The sequence below is a fragment of the Janthinobacterium sp. EB271-G4-7A genome, assembly GCF_020858075.1.
In the GTDB taxonomy this organism is placed as follows: domain Bacteria; phylum Pseudomonadota; class Gammaproteobacteria; order Burkholderiales; family Burkholderiaceae_D; genus Janthinobacterium; species Janthinobacterium lividum.
Genome location: NZ_JACYMI010000007.1, coordinates 85,748 through 103,004 on the forward strand (window position 1 = coordinate 85,748; position 17,257 = coordinate 103,004).

General features: G+C 59.0%; 13 protein-coding genes. 4 read left to right on the forward strand and 9 right to left on the reverse strand.

Translation table 11 applies throughout. The features are described from left to right. Positions 1-8: 8 nt before the first annotated feature. The gene (locus IGS58_RS27915) at positions 9-608 is read right to left on the reverse strand and encodes a MarC family protein (RefSeq protein WP_034781292.1); all 600 of its coding nucleotides are present in this window, start codon (positions 606-608) and stop codon (positions 9-11) included. A gap of 116 nt (positions 609-724) precedes the next feature. After that, positions 725-1,513, reverse strand: a complete 789-nt coding sequence (locus tag IGS58_RS27920) for an AraC family transcriptional regulator (RefSeq protein WP_115057387.1) — start codon at positions 1,511-1,513, stop codon at positions 725-727. Positions 1,514-1,615: 102 nt separating this feature from the next. Between IGS58_RS27920 and IGS58_RS27925 the strand changes: the two genes are divergently transcribed. The 3 genes from IGS58_RS27925 to IGS58_RS27935 all read left to right on the forward strand — a co-directional run bounded on the left by IGS58_RS27925 (position 1,616) and on the right by IGS58_RS27935 (position 6,269). Then, complete coding sequence (locus IGS58_RS27925) at positions 1,616-2,530, forward strand: DMT family transporter (protein ID WP_034781295.1); 915 nt, start codon at positions 1,616-1,618, stop codon at positions 2,528-2,530. Positions 2,531-2,571: 41 nt separating this feature from the next. Beyond that, positions 2,572-4,185 (forward strand): toxin-antitoxin system YwqK family antitoxin, encoded by a 1,614-nt coding sequence (locus tag IGS58_RS27930; protein ID WP_230523227.1) that lies wholly within the window; start codon positions 2,572-2,574, stop codon positions 4,183-4,185. Between the two features lie 350 nt (positions 4,186-4,535). After that, positions 4,536-6,269 (forward strand): methyl-accepting chemotaxis protein, encoded by a 1,734-nt coding sequence (locus IGS58_RS27935; protein ID WP_070280108.1) that lies wholly within the window; start codon positions 4,536-4,538, stop codon positions 6,267-6,269. Position 6,270: 1 nt separating this feature from the next. On the opposite strand, the gene IGS58_RS27940 is transcribed toward IGS58_RS27935, so the two are convergent. Both IGS58_RS27940 and IGS58_RS27945 read right to left on the reverse strand, forming a co-directional pair. Then, on the reverse strand, positions 6,271-7,422 hold the full coding sequence (locus tag IGS58_RS27940; RefSeq protein WP_034781298.1) for an AI-2E family transporter: 1,152 nt from the start codon (positions 7,420-7,422) through the stop codon (positions 6,271-6,273). A 162-nt stretch (positions 7,423-7,584) separates the two neighbouring features. After that, complete coding sequence (locus IGS58_RS27945) at positions 7,585-8,595, reverse strand: hypothetical protein (protein WP_230523228.1); 1,011 nt, start codon at positions 8,593-8,595, stop codon at positions 7,585-7,587. A 123-nt stretch (positions 8,596-8,718) separates the two neighbouring features. Here IGS58_RS27945 and IGS58_RS27950 point away from each other — a divergent pair, with 123 nt between their 5' ends. After that, positions 8,719-9,069 carry a hypothetical protein gene (locus IGS58_RS27950; protein ID WP_230523229.1) on the forward strand — a complete coding sequence of 117 codons (351 nt, stop codon included), beginning with the start codon at positions 8,719-8,721 and terminating at the stop codon, positions 9,067-9,069. On the opposite strand, the gene IGS58_RS27955 is transcribed toward IGS58_RS27950, so the two are convergent. From IGS58_RS27955 to dnaA, 5 genes are all read right to left on the reverse strand, one after another. Next, entirely contained in the window at positions 9,066-10,127 is a 1,062-nt protein-coding gene (locus IGS58_RS27955; protein ID WP_230523230.1) for a GGDEF domain-containing protein, read from the reverse strand. The two genes, IGS58_RS27950 and IGS58_RS27955, sit on opposite strands and share 4 nt — an antisense overlap. Before the next feature lie 344 nt (positions 10,128-10,471). Continuing rightward, entirely contained in the window at positions 10,472-11,314 is an 843-nt protein-coding gene (locus IGS58_RS27960; RefSeq protein ID WP_230523231.1) for a DUF6216 family protein, read from the reverse strand. A gap of 171 nt (positions 11,315-11,485) precedes the next feature. Beyond that, positions 11,486-13,984, reverse strand: coding sequence for a DNA topoisomerase (ATP-hydrolyzing) subunit B (gyrB, locus tag IGS58_RS27965; RefSeq protein ID WP_034781301.1), 2,499 nt, complete (start codon positions 13,982-13,984; stop codon positions 11,486-11,488). A 153-nt stretch (positions 13,985-14,137) separates the two neighbouring features. Beyond that, positions 14,138-15,244 carry a DNA polymerase III subunit beta gene (dnaN, locus tag IGS58_RS27970; RefSeq protein WP_034754341.1) on the reverse strand — a complete coding sequence of 369 codons (1,107 nt, stop codon included), beginning with the start codon at positions 15,242-15,244 and terminating at the stop codon, positions 14,138-14,140. A gap of 272 nt (positions 15,245-15,516) precedes the next feature. After that, entirely contained in the window at positions 15,517-16,911 is a 1,395-nt protein-coding gene (dnaA, locus tag IGS58_RS27975; RefSeq protein WP_230523232.1) for a chromosomal replication initiator protein DnaA, read from the reverse strand. Positions 16,912-17,257 lie beyond the last annotated feature (346 nt).

The window sequence follows — 17,257 nt, forward strand, 5'->3', positions numbered from 1 at the left end:
TGTTCTATTCAGACGGATTTCAAAAACGCGCGTATGCCGGCCAGCAGCATTTCAATGGCCATCGCCGTCAGTATCAAGCCCATCAGGCGTTCAAACGCCGTCATGACTCTTGGACCCAGGGCCCGCTGCAAGCGTTCGGCGCACAGGAAGACGGCCAGCCAGACGACGGCCACGGCCGTCAGCCCCGCCACGTGGGCAATGACTTCGTTCATTTCATGCGAGGAAAACAGCAGCACGGTGGCCAGCGCCGACGGGCCGGCCAGCGCGGGGATGGCCAGCGGCACGATGAACGGTTCGCCGCCCATCTCGTGGTCGCTATTGCCGGCGTTGGGCTGCGGAAAGACCATGCGCATGGCGATCAGGAACAGGATCACGCCGCCGCCGATGCGCAGCGCCACTTCCGACAATTGCAAGGCGTTCAGGAAATGGCGGCCGAAGAACATAAACAGCAGCAAGATGCCGAAGGCGATCAGGCATTCGCGCACCACGACTTTCCAGCGCCGCTCGATGGGCACCCGTTTCAGGGCATTGACGAACAGGGAAACGTTGCCGAACGGATCGGTCACGAGCAGGAGCAGGATAAATGTCTGGAAAAAATTCTGTGTCATGGTGATGTGATTGAGGTCAACACCGCTGCCAGGATGGGCGCGGTGCGATAAGGCTTGCGATGATAACAAGAGCGGCGGCTATCGCCCATGATTATTGATGCATAGCAGCATTTTTTTTACGCAGCGATGACTTTTGCCTGGTAAAACGCGCTGGGCGTGGTGCCGAAATGCTTCTTGAACATGGCCGTGAACGCACTCTGGCTCGTGTAGCCATTGTCCATGGCCACGTCGATGACCTTGCTGCCGTGCGCCAATTGTTCCAGCGCCCGCAGCAATCGCGCCTGCTGGCGCCACTGGCCAAAGCGCATGCCCGTCTGTTTCTGGAACAAGCGGTGCAGGCTGCGCTCGGTGATCGCCAGTTCCTGCGCCCAGTGCGCCACCGTCTGCTGTTCGCCCGGCTGCGCCATCAGCCGCGCGCAAATGCCGCGCAGGCGCGCGTCAAAAGGCAGCGGCAGATACAGGGGCAGCACGGGCAGGCTGTCGAGCTCGTGCAACAGCAATTGCAACAGATGCCAGTCGCGGCTGCCTTCCGTGAAATCGGGCGCGATGTCGACGGCCGCCACGATCAATTGCCGCAACAGGGGGCTGATGTCGAGCACGCAGCTGTGGCGCGGCAGCAGCGGTGAGCTGGCGCAGTCGATGAAGACGGTGCGCATTTTCACCGCGCCGCTCATGCGTACCTGGTGCGCGATGCCGGGCTGCAGCCATACGCCGCGCGTGGGCGGCACCACCCAGCGCCCGCCTTGGGCCTCGATGGTCATCACGCCCTCGATGGCATACAGCAATTGTGCATGCGTGTGGCGGTGCACGGAAATCACGTGTCCATGCGCATAGTCGACGGCCAGCGCCATGGCGCGCGCCGTGACGGGCAGCAATTCCTGAAAGGCGGGGGAGGTGCAATCCATGAAAATGATGTCAGTTTTGCGATAGGTCCAGACATTTTAGCGCGAGAAGGCGCGGCGCACCTGCGGCATGATGGTTTCCCGCAACTATTACTGGAGCTTCGCATGCCTGTGCGCGCCTATCTGTATCCGTTTCTGGCCATGCTGCTGTGGGCCGGCAACGTCGTCGTCTCGAAGCTGGCCGCGTCCAGCATCGCCCCCACCGCCATCACTTTTTACCGCCTGGTGCTGGTCTTGCTGGTGATGACGCCGTTTATCGCCCGCCCCCTGTGGCGCAACCGCGCCGCCATCCGCCGCCAGTGGTGGCAGCTGGCCCTGTGCGGCGTGATGTCGATGGCGCTGTTCCAGAGCCTGTCCTACCGCGCCGCCGAATCGACGACGGCGACGAATATGGCCATCGTCACGGCGCTGGCGCCGCTGATGACGGCCTTGCTCAGCGTGCTGCTGCTGGGCGAGCGATTGACAGTCGGCATGGCGGCCGGCGGCGTGCTGTCGTTTGGCGGCTTGCTGTACCTGGTGGGGCGCGGCGACGTGCTGGCCTTGCTGCATCAAGGCGTGCATGCGGGCGATGCGCTGATGCTGCTGGCTTGCCTGAGTTTTGCCCTGTATGGCGTGCTGCTGCGCCGTTGGCGTTTATCCATTCCCGCCTGGCAAGCCATTTATTGCCAGGCCTTGGCAGCCCTGGCGTGCATGCTGCCGCTGTTCCTGCTGCTGCCGGCCGGCAGCGCCAGGCTGGACGCTACGACCTTGCCGCTGATCGGCTATGCCGGCATCGGCTCGTCCATCGTGCTGTCCTACCTGTGGATTGAAGGGGTAAAACTGCTGGGACCGAACCGCTGCAGCATTTACGTCAACCTGCTGCCCCTGCTGACGGCCTTGCTGGCCATCGTCTGGCTGCACGAAAGCATGCATGTGTACCACTTGGTCGGCGGCGGCATTTCGCTGCTGGGCGTGCTGCTGGCGCAGACGGTGCAGCGGCCCCTGTGGCGCCAGCGTCCTGGCGTGTCCGGTCTTGCCTGAACGGCCATGCATAATGGCGGTTTTCAGGCAGTGGAGTTGGCATGCGGCAAACATTTTGGATCAGCACGATGGCGGCGCTGCTGGCGCTGGGCACCTTGGCGCCGGTGCAGGCGGCAGTCCGGTTCTACGAGGGTAAACCGATGGCCACCGCCAGCGTTGTCGAGCGCCGCGATGGCGGCGTGGTGCTGGCCTTCCTGCGGGAAAATGGCGAAGTCAACGGCTACTATTGCCAGTGCAACGGGGATAGCGAGAAGCGCATGAACCTGGACAAGTATGGCAAGGCCAGCATCGCGGCCGTGTTCCAGCTTGACCTCGACAGCGAAGGCGAAACCACGTTCGTGCTCAGCCGCAGCAGCGATAAGCTCTTTGGCTTGCATGCCTACCGCTATGAGCGCAGCGGCGGCAGGATGTTCAAGGTGGCCACCCTGCAGCCGACCCTGGATGCCATCATGCGCGGCGCGAAAACCATGGACGAGGCGCGGGTGCGCGCCGCGCTGGCCCGCTTGCAGCTGATCGACTACAGCATCGCGTACGCACCCACGGGCGTGGCCGAGTTCGACGCCATCGAGCATGGCCACGGCACCCTGGTCGGCTATTTCAATATCGATGGCGAGTTATTGCCCGGCAAGCCGACGGACGCCCCGGCGTTTGCCTATAAAAAAACTTTCCAGGAAAAAGAGGGCCATTTCCTCACGGTGACCTATCTGCTGGGCAAGGGCTGGGAAGGCGGGCGCGCGCCCAGCTATCACGTCAAATGGATCACCTGGGAAACGCAGCCGCAGCGCTTTGCCGCCAGCCAGGATGGGCTGCTCATCGAATACGACGTGAATTGCTGCACGGGCAACGTGTATGCCCGTGGCCGGTATGCGCAAGGCAAGCGCACTGGGCAGTGGCACTATGAAGAGCCGCTCACCATCCGCTCGGTTGGCGCGTTTGTCGACGACAAGGCCGAAGGGCCGTGGACGTATGAAAGCGGCGAGGAAACGACAACGGGCATGATGCAACGGGGCCAGCGCACGGGCCGCTGGGAAGTGAGCCCGGGCGTGGACGAATGGCGCGACGAGGGCAAGGGCAATTACGAGGGTTTCGATACCTACGTCAAAGACAGGCTGGACGGCCCCAGCGAGCGCCGTATCGGTACGCTGGTGCACTGGCAGGGCAACTATGTGAATGGCAAGAAGCAGGGCCAGTGGATCGAGCCGGGCGGTGGCGGCCTGTATGTCGATGACATCAAGCAGGGGCCGTGGAAGAAGGCGACGCCGGATGGCGGCTGGCAAGTGCTGACCATGCGCGATGGCGAACCGGAAGGCAAGCTGGAACAATATGCGGCCGGTGGCCAGCTGGAACTGGTCGAACATTACCGCTTTGGCGAGCTCGACGGCCCGATGGAGAGTTTTTATCCGGGTGGCAAGCGGCGTTACCAAGGCGCGTTTGCCAGCGGCAAGCGCGATGGGGCGGAAACCCTGTTTTATCCCGATGGCGAAGTGCCGCAATTTCACCGCAACTGGCACAAGGGCGTGCTGCATGGCGTCAATATCGAACATTTCCAGAACGGTAAACCAAAGCGGATAGGCGCCTACAACATGGGCATGAAAACGGGCCGGTTCCAGTATTTCCGCGACGATGGCCAGCTCATCGAAGAAACCATGTATTAACTTGTTAGCTAGCATAAATGGCATTCCCACGCGACCTTGCACGGCAGCGGAATGCCAGTTCTGCGCAAAAAACATCATCCGCTTGTTACAAAGCGTGAAAATCAATACTGGATGTTGCTACTAGTAAACTTTCCCTGTATCTTGCAGTCAGGAAATTAAAAGTACAGGAAACCTCGACCTCGTTGCCCTGTATTGCACTCCTGACGATATGCGCGGGCCGCCTTCCCCCCTGCCGCCTTACACGCCGTATCGATCTGTCCTGAACAATTCACGTGACCCGCCCATCTGGCGCTTGTTGCTATCCCGTTTGGTGAGCGCAGGCATGGTTACGCCCCTACCAAGGAAACTGCATGCTGTCGAACATAACAATAAAAATGCGCCTGATTGCCACCATGAGTGTGCTGGGCTTGCTGATCGCCGTGTTGGGCGTCATGAGTATCATCAGTCTGAAATCGGCCAACCACAACCTCAACGAGGTCTACAGCAATCAGCTGGTATCGACGCAAGCCATCGGCGAGTCGCAGATTCTGCTGGGCCGCGCCCGTTTCACGATGGACCGCGTGATGGTGCATCCCGATGCGGCCGACGCCAAGGATATCCTGGCCCGTGCCGAACAATTCATGGAAGCCTCCAACAAGTCCTGGAAGGTGTACCTGGCCTTGCCGCAAAGCACGGACGAAAAGCGCCTGTCCGACGACATGGACAAGAAACGCAGCGATTACATGAGCAACGGCTTGCTGGTCATGAGCAAGGCTTTGCGTGAAGGCAACGTCGCTCAAGCGGACGGTTTGATGATGACGGGGCTGACGCCGCTGTACCGCACCCTGGACCAGGCAGCCGAAACATTGACGCAATACCAGGCCACGTCGGCCGCCGCGATGTATGCGACCAGCCAGTCCAGTTACCGCACCCAGGTGGCCATGGCCATCGGCGGTATGATAGTCGGCGCCTTGCTGACGATTATTTCCAGCATCTTGCTGCTGCGCGCCATCTTCGGCCCGCTGGACCAGGCCCTGCGCCATTTCGGCGCCATTTCCGACGGCAACCTGGCCAATGACATCGTCATCACGCGCAACGACGAGATGGGCGCCTTGCTGACGGGCTTGCAGAAAATGCAGGAACGCCTGTCGAACACCGTGCGCGGCGTGCGCGACGGCAGCGGCGCCATCGCCACGGCCAGCAATGAAATCGCTTCGGGCAACCTGGATCTGTCCAGCCGCACGGAGCAGCAAGCGTCGAGCCTGGAAGAAACGGCTTCCTCACTGGAAGAGCTGACCTCGACCGTCAAGCAGAATTCCGACAATGCGCGCCAGGCAAACCAGCTGGCCGTGTCCGCATCGGACGTGGCCGTCAAGGGTGGTGCGCTGGTGGCGCAAGTGGTCGATACCATGGGCACCATCAGCGAATCGTCGAAAAAGATTGCCGACATTATCGGCGTGATCGATGGCATCGCCTTCCAGACCAACATCCTGGCCTTGAATGCGGCCGTGGAAGCGGCGCGTGCCGGCGAACAGGGACGTGGCTTTGCGGTCGTCGCCACGGAAGTGCGCAACCTGGCGCACCGCTCGGCCAGCGCCGCCAAGGACATCAAGATGCTGATCGAAGCGTCGGTACAGAACGTGGGCGCCGGTAGCGAACTGGTCAGCCAGACGGGCACGACGATGGACGAGATCGTGGCCAGCATCCGCCGCGTGACGGACATCATGGGCGAAATCAGCGCCGCCGGCCGCGAGCAGGAACTGGGCATCGGCCAGATCAATCAAGCCGTGGCGGAAATGGATACCGTGACGCAACAGAATGCGGCGCTGGTGGAGGAAGCGGCAGCCGCTTCGGAATCTATGCAGGAGCAGGCGGCCGCGCTGGCCGAGATGGTCAGCATTTTTAAACTCGACGCCAACCATAGCGGTCCGGCAGCGGCCAAGCCTGCCTTGCGCAAGCCTGTCGTGGCCGCCGCCAGCACGGCCTTGAAACGCCCGGCGCTGCGCCTGGCGCCGGCCCGCGCCGCTGCTGCACCTGTCGCTGCCGCAAAACCGCGTCCCGCCAAGCCTGCTGCCGATAACAGCGGCGAGTGGGAAGAGTTCTAAGTTACTGCGCTTCCAGGGCAACTTTGCTGCCCTGTTCCTGCAAGCGCGCCGCCTCGGCCAGGGCCTGGGCGCGCGCTTCTTCCGCCGCCTGTTCCGCTTTCTCATGCGCATCATGGCGCGCCTGCAAGGCCGCCCTGGCACGCACGAAGACGATCTTGATGGCCGCCATCACGGGCACGGACAGGAAGATGCCGACCACGCCACCCAACTGGTCGCCGGCCAGCAAGCCGACGATCACCATCAGCGGGCTTACTTCCACGCCTTCGCTCATCAAGTATGGGTTGACCACGTAATCCTGGAACAAACGGTAGGCGGCAATAAAGCCGATCAGCCAGAACACGTGCTCGAAGCCGCTGAAACCGGCCACGACCACGGCGATGACGGCCGCCGCCAGCGGGCCGGCAAACGGGATGAATTCCAGCAAGGCGGCCGCGCCGGCCAGGAGCAGGCTGTACGGCACGCCCATCAGGGAAAAGGCGATGCTGTAGGACACAAAAGTGGCGATCGACAACAGGAGCAGGGCGCGCACATAGCGCGACAGCAAGATGTCGAGGTCATCGATGATGGCGCCCCAGAGTTTCTTGTTCGGGCGGTTCAGCAGGGAGAGCAAGCCGTCGCGCATGTCCGGGCCTTCCTTGATCAGCAAAAAGCTCAGCACGGGCACCAGCACCAGATAGATCAGGTTGCTGGCCGCATGCATGACGGTCAAGCCCAGTTCTTTCGCCAGCGGCATGGCTTGTCCCGTACCGCTGCTCAGCTGTGTCTGCATGAACGACAGCAGGCGCGCGCGCAACGGTTCCATGAATTCCGGCAAAGGAATGCGCTCGGCAAAATTATTCCCCTTGAGTAAGGTCGGCAATTGATCGCTGAGCTTGATCGCCTCTTCCTCGATCCGCGCCCCGAAGATCGACCCCAGCACCGCCACCAGCAAGATCACCACCAGGAAGACGATGCCGATACTGGCCGTGCGCGGCAGGCGCTTCGGCCCATACCGCTCCAGCAGCCCGATCAGCGGATACACGAGGTAGCTGAAGAACACCGCGAACACCACCACGATCAGGGTCGACGACACCTTGTACGTGATGAATAACAAAAAAGCGACGAGAAAAGCCGTCCACACCATCTTGGCGACGCGCAAGTTAAAACCGAACATATGAATTCCTTAGGGCAGGATGCTACGCAAGCGTGACTGGCTTGAAGGACAGGGTGGGCAAGGCAGGGATCGGGCCGCGCCGCACGGCCGGAAATCATACCGCAAAATGCCAAAATGCCATGCCCTTGTGCGGAATGGCAATGTTTTCCCTGCTCATCCCGCTTATTTTGTCCGCCAGCTGGCCACGGTGATGAACACACTGTCTTTCTTGCCCTGCTCGCGCAGGGTCACCGTGTAGCGGCCGCTCGTATCGCTGCCCGTAAACACCACCTTGTCGTCATGGCCCTTTACTTGCGCGCCCTTGGCCAGCTTGGCGTAGGTGTTGAGCACCCAGTGGAAATCGGCATAGCTGCGCAGGGTGATGCTGGCATCGGGCATGGGCTCGTCGCCGGCCTCGGCCATTTCCGTGGGTGTGCGCATGGGCAAACCGGCCAGGCCCGCTGGCGCGATGAGTTTGCCGCCGCTGGAACTGCTGTTGAGTTCCGCATTCGGCAGCAGCAGGTGCAGCAAGCTGGCGGGAAAGCCGGGCGGCACGTCGCGCTGTTCCCAGCCGGGCTGGTCGGGGCGGGTGGTGATGTATTCCACCACAGCAATGCTTTGCCGCTGTTCCGGCGCAGCCTGTGCCAGCATGGGCGGCAGTTGCCGCGCCCAGACCAGCAGCGGCGCGGCCGTCTCGTCCTCTGCGCCTGGCGGCACGAACACCGTCAGCACGGCATGCGTGGACGGCAGGCAGGCGGGCGCGGCGTCGCCGATGGCGGCCTGGCAATGGCCATTGACAAGGCCCAGCGCCAGCAGCTTGCGTTGCGGATCGAACAGCATGGCGGCGCGCCATGCACCGTCGGTGCTGGCATCGATGGAGGCCAGCACCGAGCGCCCGTCGGGCAGCATGGTGCGCGTGATGTTATCGAGCGAATGCATGCTGTCGAGCACCTGGCGCGCGACCAGGGTATCGCCCTGCGTATAGTCGCCACGCGCATAGCCGAGCAGCTTGAAGACGTCGGCGCGGATTTCGGGATGCGCGCTCAGGGGCAGCGGTGGCGATGGCACGGGCACGGTGGCGGCCACGAAGGCGGCATCCTCGGCAGGAATGGCTTGCGCCATGCTGGAAAGCGGCAGGCACAGGGCGGCGCACAGCGACAGCATGCGAAAAGTGATGTTTCCTGGGGTGTTCAATGGCTATCCTTGTCGAGACGCCATGCCGGACGGCTTGCCTGCATGCGCGGGCAGCGATCTTAGCATTTCAGGAATAAATCTCTTTCTGCTAAGCTTGGCTATTGAATCACTGTTCCCGTTGCCATGGCCCAGATTACTATTTCCTGCAGTATCCCTGTCGACGATGCTGCAGTGACCGAGTTCCTGCACAAGTACGTGGTCTACTCGCGTCTCGGCGCGGCCAGGAAATTGCACATGGGAGAGAAGGGCTGCTTCTATGCCTGTTCTTTGTACCAGGAAGACCACGCCAAGGTGAGCCGTTTGCTCCGCCGCATGGTGGCCTTCTTTGAGAGCAAGGACATCCCCTTGACGATCCTCAAGATCGGCGCGCAGGACAGCTGGTACGAGGTAGATCCCAAGCAGCGCGATCCCTGGAAGATTTCCCCCCAAGCCTTGCTGGCGCTGCTCGATGCCAAGCAGGACGCCAATGCCTAGGCGGCGTTGAGCACGTAGCGGTTCTTGCCGTTTTTCTTGGCCTGGTACAGGGATTCATCGGCGCGCCGGTAGCTGTGCGACAAGTCCGTCTCCTTGATCAGTTCCGCGATGCCGATGCTGACGGACACCTTGCGTTCCGGCACAAAGGCCGCTTCGACGGCATCGACCAGTTGCGCGGCAAAGGCGCAGGCCGCGTTCTTTTCGCCCAGGTAAATGACGGCAAACTCCTCGCCGCCAAGGCGTCCGCACAGGTGCTCACCCGCTAGCCCTCCGATGACCTCGGCGATCTTTTTCAGCACCTCGTCGCCCACATCATGGCCATACACATCGTTGATCTGCTTGAAGTCGTCGATGTCGATCATCAGGAAATACGCGGGTGTGCGCGCCGTGCGCTGCAAGGTGCGGGCGCTTTGCGTGAACATGCGCCGGTTGTTGAGTCCGGTCAAGCCATCCTTGTAGGCCATGGTCGCCAGTTCGCGCTGGGAACGGTAGTTATGGATGCGCAAGACGAGAAAATAGATGTTCAGCGCCAGGCCGATGATCACGTTGATGGTGACGGCCAGCACGGGCCAATGCTGGTCAGCCTGGCCCGCATGCACGGGAAACTGCCCCAGCCCAAGGATGGCCCACACGCACAGTGATACGCCCAGGTAGTACGCGATGCCGCTGAAGATGGGCGCCGTCGTCAGGGTGATCATCACGCCCAGCGGCAATACCCAGAAAGCGGGATCGTCCGTCCCCAGCATCAGCACGCGAAAGCTGAAAGCGATGAACAGCACGCTGATCGTACCGCTGACGATGATCGCTTGCAGCGACTTCGCATACCTGGTCAGCAGCAGCCCGACTACCATGCCCGTCACGCCCAGCGCCGCTTGCGCATGATCGAGCGAAGCGCGCGACAAGGTCAGGCTGAACGTGACCAGCCAGCAAGCCAGGCCAAACGTCAGGATCGCTATCGAAATGAAATGCAGTTCCTTGAAAAAGCGCTGCTGCTGCTCCCGTTCTCCTGAAAAGAACAGGTAATAGAAGGCAGGAGACAGGCTGCGCGAAGTGAACATGACATTTGTCCAGGCAGACAACACGCCTTGCGGCAGGGGCGCCTCCCGGCAACGGCAGGCGGCATGGCGCGCGCACAAAATTAGTTGCGCTCAGGAACTAGTGTACTGGTTTTTGAAGAAGGATGGCAAGGCATGTGAAGGCCTGATTTTAATGATATTAAGGCAATAATTCTGATTTTATATTTCCCCATCGCACAACCGTCAGATTTGCCAAAAAATAAAATGCTACTTTTGCAATTTTAGAATTTTTACGGCATGAATTTATATTGCGGTTGAAGGTAGCGATTGCATGAAAATGGCAATCACTGATGTAACGTTTTCTCATTAAGTAGTTATAAACCTATCTAATATGAATTATTCGGATATATTTTTTTAAGCCTAGATCGCATCGACTTCCAGCTTGAAAAATTCAAAGCCAATTTGCAACAGAGTGTAATTGCGAAAAATAGAAGAATGCTAAGTGGAGCGAAAAATACCCTTTGCGTGTAAAGGGAATTTTTGATGAATTTTTCGTCATTGCCTTTATTTATGGAATTGCATATTAACTCAATATCTTTTTTTTCTAATTTTGTCGCATGCTCTGTTTTTTCGTCAGGACTGATGCAGCTTTCCTTGTCGAGCGTAGTGTATGACTCTGAACTGAAAAAAATTATACGTCTTGCACTGTCGTTACCAAGTAGAATCCAATTTTCAGAGGCGGTAATTTTGAGAAGGGCTCTGTTCGTAAAGGAAAAATAAGTAGTGGGTATTAACGTAAAGCAAAAAGCTGAAAATGCTAGAGGCAGGATAAAGATATACATTGCCATCATTTTCTTATTTAGTTTCTTCAGATCTGGTATTTCAAGATCAAATAAGTGACCACATTTTCCTACGTCTCCAAGATCCTCGCTGTTTTTGTTTGTCCATCGGATTAATGGTCCTATTTGCTTTCTTAATCTGATTGGTATTCCAGTGGTAAAGCGGAATTGCATTAGTGCCGACCTCGAGTCAAGTATTTTATTTATTTCAACATCATCGTAAACTACATTTCCATTAAATATTCTCCAGAATCTTGACATTATGGAGTGTGTTGATCTTGTTCTTATGTACACCAAGAAAAATAGAGAACATATGAATAATAGAAATGGTGTTATTGTTCCCACATCTAAAACTTGCCCTATATTTAAGAAGTCATCCTTGTTTTCCATAGTATTTATGCTTTCGATTAAGTCTGGTTGATATTTCAATCATTTTGGATTTCAAGGATATTTTGCAAGAATAATCGTTAAGAAATCCATGAGTTGAAAGAATGGCAGTATGAAATAAAAAAAGCCAGCTTTGCAGGCTGGCTTTTTGATGCTGACTAAATAAACTAGGAATTACACGTCAATATTCCCCGCCCGCAGCGCGTTGTTTTCGATGAAGGCGCGGCGTGGTTCCACGTCGTCACCCATCAAGGTCGTGAAGATCTGATCCGCCGCAATGGCGTCTTCGATCTGCACTTTCAGCAGGCGGCGGACGGTTGGGTCCATCGTCGTTTCCCACAGCTGGTCCGGATTCATCTCGCCCAGACCTTTGTAGCGCTGTTTCGAGACGGTGCGCTCGGCTTCGTCGCGCAGCCATTGCATGGCCTGGTGGAAGTCGACCACGGCGATTTCCTTGATGCGCTCGCCTTCGCCGCGGCGGACAAACGCGCCTTCGCCGATCAAGCCTTCGAAGGTGGCGGCGCCGCTGCTCAGTACGGCGTAGTCCGGGCCTTGCACGAAGTCGGCGTCGATGGCGCTGACTTTCACGTTACCGTGGTGCATGCGCTCGATGCGCAGCATGTGTTTTTCCGACAAGTCGTCGGAACGCACGTGCACGCGCACGGCGCTGTCGTTGATGGCCGTCTGCAGGGCCAGGGCGGAGGTTTCCGCCAGGTCCAGAGTCGACAGGTCCAGCTGCACGCCCGTCATGATGGCTGTCAGGGCGGCGCGGTCGATGACGCGCGTCAAACGCGTCATGATGGTGTTCGACAGGTTGAACTTGCGCACCAGTTCCGTCAGGGTTTCGCCGGAAATGCCTTCCGCGCCTGTGCGCGGCACCAGCACGGCCGTGTTCAGCGCCACGGTCATCATGTAGCTCGCTTCCTCGGCGTCATCTTTCAGATAGCGCTCGTCGCGGCCGGCTTTCACCTTGTACAGCGGCGGTTGCGCGATGTAGATGTGGCCGCGCTCGACCAGTTGCGGCATCTGGCGGTAGAACAGGGTCAGCAGCAAGGTGCGGATGTGGGCGCCGTCGACGTCCGCATCGGTCATGATAATGATGCGGTGGTAGCGCAGCTTTTCGACGTTGAATTCGTCCGGTCCGATCGAGGTGCCGAGCGTGGCGATCAGGGTGGTGATCTGCTCCGACGACAGCATTTTCTCGAAACGGGCTTTTTCCACGTTCAAGACTTTACCGCGCAGCGGCAGGATGGCCTGGAACTTGCGGTCGCGCCCCTGTTTTGCCGAGCCACCTGCCGAGTCACCCTCGACGATGTACAGTTCGCACAGGGCGGGGTCTTTTTCCTGGCAGTCGGCCAGCTTGGCCGACAGGCCCAGGCCGTCCATGATGCCTTTGCGGCGCGTCAAGTCGCGCGCCTTGCGTGCGGCTTCGCGCGCGCGCGCCGCTTCGACGATCTTGCCGCAAATGATCTTGGCGTCGTTCGGTTTTTCCTGCAGGTAGTCGGCCAGGGTCTTGGCGACGATCTCTTCGACGGGACCGCGCACTTCGCTCGACACCAGCTTGTCTTTCGTCTGCGACGAGAATTTCGGTTCCGGCACTTTCACCGACAAGACGCAGGTCAGGCCTTCGCGCATGTCGTCGCCGCTGATTTCCACTTTCGCCTTCTTGGCGAACTCGTGTTCATCGATGTATTTGTTGATCACGCGCGTCATCGCCGCGCGCAAGCCCGTCAGGTGGGTACCGCCGTCGCGCTGCGGGATATTGTTCGTGAAGCACAGCACCTGTTCGTTGTAGGCATCGTTCCACTGCATCGACACGTCGACCGAGATGTTCGTGCCCTGGTCCGACAGGCGTTCGCCCGTGGCTTGGAAAATGGTCGGGTGCAAGACCGATTTGGCCTTGTTGATGTATTCGACGAAGCCGCGCGTGCCGCCTTCGAAGGCGAAGATTTCTTCCTTGCCCGTGCGCTGGTCGGACAACTTGATGTTGACGCCATTGTTCAGGAAAGACAGTTCGCGGATGCGCTTGGCCAGGATTTCGTAGTGGAATTCCACGTGCGTGAAAATCTCTTCATCGGCCCAGAAATGCACGTCGGTGCCGCGCTTGTCCGTGTCGCCGATGACCTTGATCGGCGAGGTGGCGATGTCGCCGACCATGACGATCTGGCGGTCTTGCGGCACGCCGCGCACGAATTCCATGTGATGCACTTTGCCGTCGCGGCGGATGGTCAGTTTCAGCAGTTTCGACAGGCCATTCACGCAAGACACGCCCACGCCGTGCAAACCGCCCGAGACTTTGTACGAGTTCTGGTCGAACTTGCCGCCCGCATGCAGCTCGGTCATGACGATTTCCGCCGCCGAACGCTTCGGATCGTGCTTATCGTCCATTTTCAGGCCGGTCGGCACGCCGCGGCCATTGTCGGTGATCGAGATCGAGTTGTCGCTGTGGATGGTGACGTGGATTTCCGTGCAGTGGCCGGCCAGCGATTCATCGATCGAGTTGTCCAGCACTTCGAATACCAGATGGTGCAAGCCGGTGCCGTCCGAGGTGTCGCCAATGTACATGCCCGGGCGTTTGCGTACGGCTTCCAGGCCTTCCAGGATCTGGATGGAGGCGGCGCCGTATTCTTCCGTTTTGGCCTGGATCGGGGTGTCTTGTGGATTCTCGGACATGGACTGCTTTCTCAAATAACGATTGCTGATTGATTCGGGGCTGCTGGCTGATGACCGTCTGTCGGGTTAGCCGGAACGGCATAACCCGACAGACGGCGATTCAGCATGTCGGATTACGCTGCGCTAATCCGACCTACGTCACTGCTGTGGTCTTTAGATGCGCATCGGCATGACGACATACTTGAAGTCGGCATTGTCCGGGATGGAGATCAGGGCGGACGAGTTCGAGTCGCCCAGCGCGATGTTGACGTATTCGCATTTCAGGTTGTTCAGCACGTCCAGCAGATACGTCACGTTGAAGCCGATGTCGACGGAGTCGCCGCCGTAGTCGATTTCCAGCTCTTCGACGGCTTCTTCCTGGTCCGCATTGGTCGAGCTGATCTTCATGCTGCCCGGGGTGATGATGCAGCGCACGCCCTTGAACTTGTCGCTGGTCATGATGGCGGCACGTTGCAGCGAGCGCAGCAATTCATCGCGGCCGATGGTGAAGTCGTTTTTGTAGCCTTTTGGAATCACGCGCGTGTAGTCGGGGAACTTGCCTTCCACCAGCTTCGAGATCAGCTCGATGTCGGCAAAGGTCAGTTTCACCTGGTTGGCGGCGATGTCCAGCTGCACCGGCTCATCGTTCTCTTCCAGCAGGCGCTGCAGTTCGATGATGGTCTTGCGCGGGATAATTACTTCCTGGCGCGCAAACGTCTGCTCGGTGGCGACCTGGCAAAACGCCAGGCGGTGGCCATCGGTGGCCACGGCGATGACATTATTGCCATCCAGAACCAGCAGCAAGCCGTTCAGGTAATAGCGGATGTCTTGCTGCGCCATCGAGAAATGCACCATGTTGAACAGGTGCTTCAGCGTTTTCTGCGGCAGGGTGACGGACGCGTTGTAGCTTTCTGCCTGTTGCACGGTTGGAAACTCTTCCGCCGCCAGGGTTTGCAGGGCGAAGCGCGACTTGCCCGTTTGCACGGTCAGGCGCTTGTTCAGCAGGGTCATCGTGACGTCGCCCGATTCGGGCAGGGCGCGCAAAATGTCCAGCAGCTTGCGCGCGGCCACGGTGGTGCCGGTGACGTCCGCGCCGGAACCGATTTCCGCGTGCGTGGTGATCTGCACTTCGGTGTCGGTCGACAGGAAGGAGACATTTTCACCGTCTTTGCGGATGAGGATATTGGCCAGAATCGGCATAGTGTGCCGACGCTCGACAATACCGCTCACGATCTGCAGTGGCCGGAGAAGGGTATCTCGGGTGGTTTTGACCAATTGCATATTTATCCTCAATGTATAGGTTGAACAGTACGACGTTTAACGTATTAATTTAACAATTGTTGCCATGGGAAGCCCCGACAGACCGGCTGCGGTGCCCTCCCAGATAATAAGGGTAAAGCACGTTTTGAGCCAGTCTTGCCAAGTTGTGCTTAACGCCGAACAAAACCGTAGCGAGCGGCAGTGAGTTGTGGCTAAGAAGCGCAACCGTGCTAGAGCACGGTGAGCATCGCAGGCCGCAAAGCGCGTCGCGCAGCAGGTTTTGTCAGGTGTTGTTAGCCCTTCAACGTTTGCTCCAGTACATGCAACTCGTGGTTGCATTCCGGGTTTTTGGTACGGTCCAGCGCGATCTTGCGCACGGCATGCAGCACCGTGGTGTGGTCGCGGCCGCCGAACAGCTCGCCGATTTCCGGCAGGCTCTTCTGTGTCAATTCCTTGGCCAGGTACATGGCGATCTGGCGCGGCCGGGCGATGTTCGCGGGCCGGCGCTTCGAATACATGTCGGCAACCTTGATATTGAAGAAGTCGGCCACCGTTTTCTGGATGTTCTCCACGGAAATCTGGCGGTTCTGCACCGACAGCAAGTCCTTCAGGGCTTCCTTGACGATATCGATGGTGATGTCTTTGCCATGAAAACGCGAATACGCGAGGATCTTGCGCAGCGCGCCTTCCAGCTCGCGCACGTTCGAGCGCAAGTGCTTGGCGACAAAGAAGGCCACGTCGTCAGAGAAAGTCACGCCTTCCTGCTTGGCTTTTTTCAGCAGAATCGCCACGCGCATTTCCAGTTCCGGCGGTTCGATGGCCACCGTCAGGCCCGAGTCGAAGCGCGAGATCAGGCGGTCGTCCATGCCCGTGATTTCCTTCGGATAGGTATCCGAGGTGATGATGATCTGTTTCTTTGCGGCAATTAATGCCTCGAACGCATAGAAAAACTCTTCCTGCGTGCGGCTCTTGCCGCCAAAGAACTGGATATCATCGATCAGCAGCATGTCGAGCGAGTGATAGTAATGCTTGAAGTCGTCGAAACCCTTGCGCTGGTAAGCGGTCACTACGTCGCGAACGTACTGTTCCGCGTGGATGTAGCGGATCTTCGCGCCCGGATTGTCGGCCATCACCTGGTTGCCGATGGCGTGGATCAAGTGGGTCTTACCCAGGCCGACGCCGCCGTAGAAGAACAGCGGGTTGTACGACACGCCCGGATTGTTCGCCACCTGGATGGCGGCGGCGCGCGCCAGCTGGTTGGCCTTACCGGTCACGAAGCTGTCGAAGGTCAGGTCGGTGTTGATGCGGCTCTGCTCGCGGCGCGGCGCGGCGCCGATGCTCAGTTCCGGCACGCTGGGCTGCGGCTCCGCGGCGCGCGCGCTGGGCGCGCCGCCATTCGGATCGCTGGCCGGGGTGCTGGTGGTGACGGGTTTCTTCGGCAGGGCCAGGCGCGGGTCGAGCACGAACTGCACTTCCGTCGGCGCTTCGAAGTATTGAATGGCCAGGGCAGTGATGCGGCTGGCGAACTGGGTCTTGACCCAATCGAGCTTGAAGCGATTGGGCGCAGCAATGCGCAGCTTGCCCTCTTCGTAATCGAGAGGGATAAGCGGTTTGATCCACGCACTGAATTGTTGCGGTGTCAGCTCCAGTTCCAACTGCGCGGAACAGGCCTGCCAGAAATTATCCATGTATGTCTATGTGAAAAGGTGTGGGAGGGCGTATCGATTCTGCCCTGCGTTCACCGTGTTGCAAGGCCGGCGTCGCGCGAGGGCTCGCCACACGTAACGCGCTATTCTACTCCCGACTGCGAAAGTTATCCACAGGCACGGCTGTTATTTTTGTATGGCGGGGTGGGGCGCCGTGTGCATAAGAGGCGACTTATCCCCCGGTTATCCCGTTACAGGCAGTGCTGGCGCGGCCTGTGGCGGGGCCTTGCCGGCAGATGGGGGGCGGCGCGCAAATTTCCAGGCGATCACGGCAATCCTTGACAAGAGGGGGGCATATGCTGAATAATTCAGGGTTCCCCGCCCGTAT